The sequence below is a fragment of the Pedobacter sp. 01T416_2 genome (assembly GCF_056398925.1).
Window position 1 is genome coordinate 1 of record NZ_JBFTQI010000790.1, and the last position, 4,643, is coordinate 4,643.

The following is a 4,643-nucleotide window of genomic DNA, read 5'->3' on the forward strand; positions in this document are numbered from 1 at the left end:
TCGGTAAATTGACTATGGGCGAAAACATTGGCGATTTAGGGGGCTTAAACGCGGCTTATACTGCTTTTAAAATGACTAAACAAGGTCAAAGCAATGAGAAAATTGATGGTTTTACGCCAGATCAGTGTTTCTTCCTTGCCTGGGCGCAGGTGTGGAGAGGTAATATTTTACCAGAAAGTGCCGCTCAGTTAATTAAAACCGATCCACATTCTCCAGGACCGTACCGTACTATCGGTGCACCTGTAAATATGGATGCATGGTACAATGCTTTTGATGTTAAACCTGGCGATAAGTTATACAAAAAGCCAGAAGACAGAATTAGAATGTGGTAGATTGAGGTGGAGGGTTAAAAGGTGGAGTGTTTAAGGCTTTTTCACTCAATAGTCAATTATTTTATATCATCCCTATATGACAAGCGCCCCGATTTATTGGGGCGTTTTGTTTTATTAGCGTGGTGTAAGATGTTACTATCTGRCACTGGCTGAAATTTTCAATTCATCGAATTAATCAATTCTTTTTAGATGTTGAATAAATCAGTCGGATGGTAACATCCGCCTGCACGATTAATCAAAAATTATCCCGCTCCTTTCAACAATTCTTAATTATCATTCTATCTTTGGAAAACATAAGCCCCTTTTTCATGAGAAGCGCATTCAAAACAATTCTTATTCTAAGTTTAACTTTATTCTCTTCAATAACCTTTGCTCAAGAGAATAATTTAATCAGTCTTGAAGCATTGGTAAATAAAACCGATCCGGCATGGCCGTTGGTAAAAAAGTGGATCGATTCTGCCAAAAACAAGGTGGAGATTTTGCCAGTTGATTCTGCAAAAGCAAAAGAAGTTTTATATAACTCACAAATGACAACCTATGCTACACTTGGCTCGGTAATTTACAATACCGGAGGCATTATGGTTGATAACGGCTGGATTAGAATTTTAGGTTCGGGCAGCGAAAGATTGAGCCGAAATGTTGCCGAATGGAACAAAGGAAAAACCATAAAGGAATATGGCGATAACATCCCATACCTGTTAATTGCCGATGACGCTGTAGGTGGCTTCTTTGCCATCAATTATGGCGGCCTGGGTAAAGACATTAAAAACGTGTATTACCTGGAGCCTAACAGCCTAACCTGGCAACCGCTTGGGGCTGGCTATGGTGAGTTTCTTGTTTTTTGCTTTGATAGTGATCTTTCTAAATTTTATAAAGGCTTACGTTGGAGCAGCTGGAACCAGTTTATTGCAAATCTAGATGGCACCAAAACCTATAGCTTTCGGCCTTATTTATGGGAAGAAGGAACCGACATTGATAAATGTACACGGAAACTTGTTGGGATTGAAGAAATGTACCGTTTTAATATCATGAAGTCGAAAGAACTGAATGCTGATAAAGGCATAAAAAAAGACGATACACAAAAGAAAGAAACCAAAGAGGAAACCAAAAACGAGCAGTAAATCACCATCTATACAACAATTAATGTCTAATACACTTGCTACCATCGCCCAGATTAAAAACACCAGAATTTTTATTCTGGAACTGGTAAAAGATTTGAGCATCGAGCAATTAAACAAAATCCCAACAGGTTTTAACAATAACATCATTTGGAATATCGCCCATTTAACCGCGGCGCAGCAAAATATGTGTTATATAAGATCTGGACTTGAGATAATTGTTGAGGAAAAATATTTCAGCCCTTTTTTAAGCGGGACAAAGCCTGAAAAATTTATTGGACAGGAAGAGATCGATTCTATTTTCGATGCGCTCTTAAAAAGCATGGATCGTTTAGCCACTGATTACTCGAGTGGTGTTTTTCTAAAGTTCGATCCTTGGGATAAACGTTATGGCATGAAATTAAACTCGATAGAAGATGCAATAAACTTTATCCCTTTCCACGAGGGTATGCACATTGGCTACATTATGGCTTTAAAGAAACTTGTATAGGGCCTTGCATTGAAGATATTTCCATTCTTCAGTTTAAAATTTAAGCGTACTTTGCCTGTGTTTTCTTAGGTAATTTAGCTAAAACCATCGCCCTCGAATCAGCCACTCTTTTTTTCAGTTCTGTTTCATTAAATACCTCCAGGTTATCAACACGTACCCACTGTCGTTTAGCCATATGGTGGGCCTGTTGTATGCCATCTCTAGCCGTTAATGCATCAAACTCTTCAGGATCACACTTTATAGAGAAACTGTTATCTTCATCAATAGCGATAATGAAATACATTTTTTCTTCGATCATGAAGCATAAATGTCCCCATTTCATTCCCTCGGTTGTACCAGGTAAATTCAAACAATATTCTCTGAAAGATTCGATATCCATTTTAGGGTTTAGGGTTTAGGGTTTAGGGTAAGATCAAAGCTAAGAACAAAAGATTAAAGCTGAAAGGACAAAGAGAAAATTCAGAGGAAGGGAATCCGAAGACTAAAGCTAAAAGACTAAGGACTAAAGCGGGTTAACTTTCCTCCTCCTATCTCTGGCTAGTTTATCCCTAAATCCAGAAATCGTTTAAATGCTGCATTCATATCTACACCATGATCCTGAAATCCAAAAATCATATTAATCCTATATCTATATTTGCATCATTATCTTGAAAAAATCCAAGAATCCTTAAAATCCTAGCTCATGAATATTATAACCCAAACACGTATTTATTGATGCAGGACTAAAATTCTCATCTGCCAATTTAACTGAAATTTCCATTTTGGAAGTTGGTTTCGGCACGGGACTGAACTTTATTTTAAGTTTCGAATATTGTGCGGCAAATAATATTAAACTTAACTATACCAGTATCGAAGCGTTTCCGCTTACTACAGATCTAATTGAGCAAACAGGTTATGCCGCGTATGTTCCTGAAGCAGTATGGGCCGATTTTATTTCAAATTACCCTGAAGCGTTAAAAACACCTCAAAAATTAACTTCGCTTTGCACCTTAGAAATTCCGCATACTACCTTGGCCGAATACCAGAGCGACCAAAAATTTGATGTGATTTACTACGATGCCTTTTCTGTGCAGCACCAGCCCGAAATGTGGAGCGATGAAATTATTGCACATGCCTGCAGTTTCTTAAAACCAGGCGGAGTTTTTGTAACCTACGCCATTACCGGAAAGCTGAAAAGAGCCGTTAAAGCCTGCGGATTTACCATTGAAAAATTACCTGGTGCTCCAGGGAAAAGGGAAATGCTTAGGGCCATCAAAGGTTGAAGGTTAAAAGGTTAAGGGCATGAGGTTTTTAGATAATTAAAAGAACTTTAATAATAGCATTTACAAAAATTACGACATAAGAATGCTTCGGCGGGCGCTTGCCCAGCCTCGCATCCGATAGCTATCGGATAACAATTTGTTGTTTAAAAGCTAAAACATACCCTAACTTAAGGTTCTTTTTTTGGAAAGCTTAGCAGAAGCTATTGGTTCTCTGCAGTCCCGCTCCCGCTTCTGCCGATGAAATATCGGCATCTCGCTTCGATCGGGTTTAGGAGGCTAAAACAGTACTACTATCTGTGGTAAAATAAACCCGACCGACAGCGTTATCCCGATTTGAGTATTATTTTATTTATTGGTTTATCTATCGGGATTAAGCAAAGGGCGGGACGGGTTTAACCAAAGTACTACAGGCCTTGCTTTTCTAAAAAAATAGAACGCATTTTAATTTATGGAGAAAGATTGTTTTGGCTCCGCTTATCTTGCCTCGGCAATGAACTGACTAAAGTAAACCGATCGGCAAGGGATAACTTTAAAAGTGAAGTTGATTGCTTTCCAAAAAATATCATCTCATTTTGACATAATTTCGACCTCCTACAAAAACTGCTGGCTCCAAGATTTGTTAGTTTAAGATTAACATTCATATCATGGAAAAAAGAATTTTAGGAAAAACCGATTTAAATATTGCACCCATTGTATTTGGAGGAAACGTATTTGGCTGGACAATCGATGAGCAAAAATCATTTGAAATATTAAACCAGTTTGTAGAAAGTGGATTTAACTTTATCGATACTGCCGATGTATATTCGCGCTGGGCACCAGGAAATAAAGGTGGAGAATCAGAAACAATCATAGGCAATTGGCTTAAACAACACAATAAACGCCACGACGTAATTATTGCAACAAAGGTAGGTTCTGATATGGGCCAGGGTAAATCTTTAAAGAAAGATTACATCATAAATGAAGTAGAACATTCATTATCACGCCTTCAAACAGATTATATCGATCTCTATTTCTCTCATTACGATGATGAAAATACCCCTGTTGAAGAAACCTTAAGTGCTTACGAAACTTTAATTAAAGCAGGCAAAGTACGGTGGATCGGCGCATCAAACTTTTCTGCTGAACGGCTGAAAGAATCGCTGGTGTATTCTACTGAACATAGTTTACCTCGTTACGAAGTTTACCAACCAGGATACAACCTCTATGATAGAGAAAACTTTGAGCAGGAGCACGAAAAAATCTGTCTGGATTATGGCTTGGGCGTAGTAACCTATTATTCTTTAGCCAGTGGTTTTTTAACAGGGAAATACCGCAGTGAAGATGATTTAAATAAAAGCCAGCGTGGTGGTGGCGTTAAAAAATTCCTGAATGAACGTGGCTTTAAAATTTTAGCGGCATTGGATGAGGTTGCGGAAAAACACCATGTTGAGCCTGCTTCGGT

6 protein-coding genes are annotated in these 4,643 nt (G+C 38.2%); 5 read left to right on the plus strand and 1 reads right to left on the minus strand.

Annotated elements, in window-relative coordinates:
• The 3 genes from AC1DPQ_RS24115 to AC1DPQ_RS24125 all read left to right on the plus strand — a co-directional run.
• Window positions 1-332, plus strand: a 332-nt coding sequence (locus AC1DPQ_RS24115; protein ID WP_477611122.1) for a M13-type metalloendopeptidase, incomplete at its 5' end; no start/stop codon positions are given.
• 308 nt (window positions 333-640) lie between these two features.
• On the plus strand, window positions 641-1,453 hold the full coding sequence (locus AC1DPQ_RS24120) for a DUF2625 domain-containing protein (RefSeq protein ID WP_477579008.1): 813 nt from the start codon (window positions 641-643) through the stop codon (window positions 1,451-1,453).
• Between the two features lie 22 nt (window positions 1,454-1,475).
• Window positions 1,476-1,940, plus strand: a complete 465-nt coding sequence (locus AC1DPQ_RS24125) for a DinB family protein (RefSeq protein ID WP_477579010.1) — start codon at window positions 1,476-1,478, stop codon at window positions 1,938-1,940.
• A 40-nt stretch (window positions 1,941-1,980) separates the two neighbouring features.
• Here AC1DPQ_RS24125 and AC1DPQ_RS24130 read toward each other — a convergent pair whose 3' ends face one another.
• Window positions 1,981-2,319 carry an MmcQ/YjbR family DNA-binding protein gene (locus tag AC1DPQ_RS24130; protein WP_477579012.1) on the minus strand — a complete coding sequence of 113 codons (339 nt, stop codon included), beginning with the start codon at window positions 2,317-2,319 and terminating at the stop codon, window positions 1,981-1,983.
• A 331-nt stretch (window positions 2,320-2,650) separates the two neighbouring features.
• Between AC1DPQ_RS24130 and mnmC2 the strand changes: the two genes are divergently transcribed.
• Together mnmC2 and AC1DPQ_RS24140 are read left to right on the plus strand one after the other, a co-directional pair.
• The gene (mnmC2, locus tag AC1DPQ_RS24135) at window positions 2,651-3,202 is read left to right on the plus strand and encodes a tRNA (5-methylaminomethyl-2-thiouridine)(34)-methyltransferase MnmC2 (RefSeq protein ID WP_477611124.1); all 552 of its coding nucleotides are present in this window, start codon (window positions 2,651-2,653) and stop codon (window positions 3,200-3,202) included.
• A 644-nt stretch (window positions 3,203-3,846) separates the two neighbouring features.
• Window positions 3,847-4,643, plus strand: a 797-nt coding sequence (locus AC1DPQ_RS24140) for an aldo/keto reductase (protein ID WP_477611123.1), incomplete at its 3' end; no start/stop codon positions are given.

What these genes read in the sequence shown, in the direction of transcription:
- AC1DPQ_RS24130 (WP_477579012.1), bottom strand. Translation starts at nt 2,319, where the DNA reads ATGGATATCGAATCTTTCAGAGAATATTGTTTGAATTTACCTGGTACA.
- AC1DPQ_RS24120 (WP_477579008.1), top strand. Translation starts at nt 641, where the DNA reads ATGAGAAGCGCATTCAAAACAATTCTTATTCTAAGTTTAACTTTATTC.
- AC1DPQ_RS24125 (WP_477579010.1), top strand. Translation starts at nt 1,476, where the DNA reads ATGTCTAATACACTTGCTACCATCGCCCAGATTAAAAACACCAGAATT.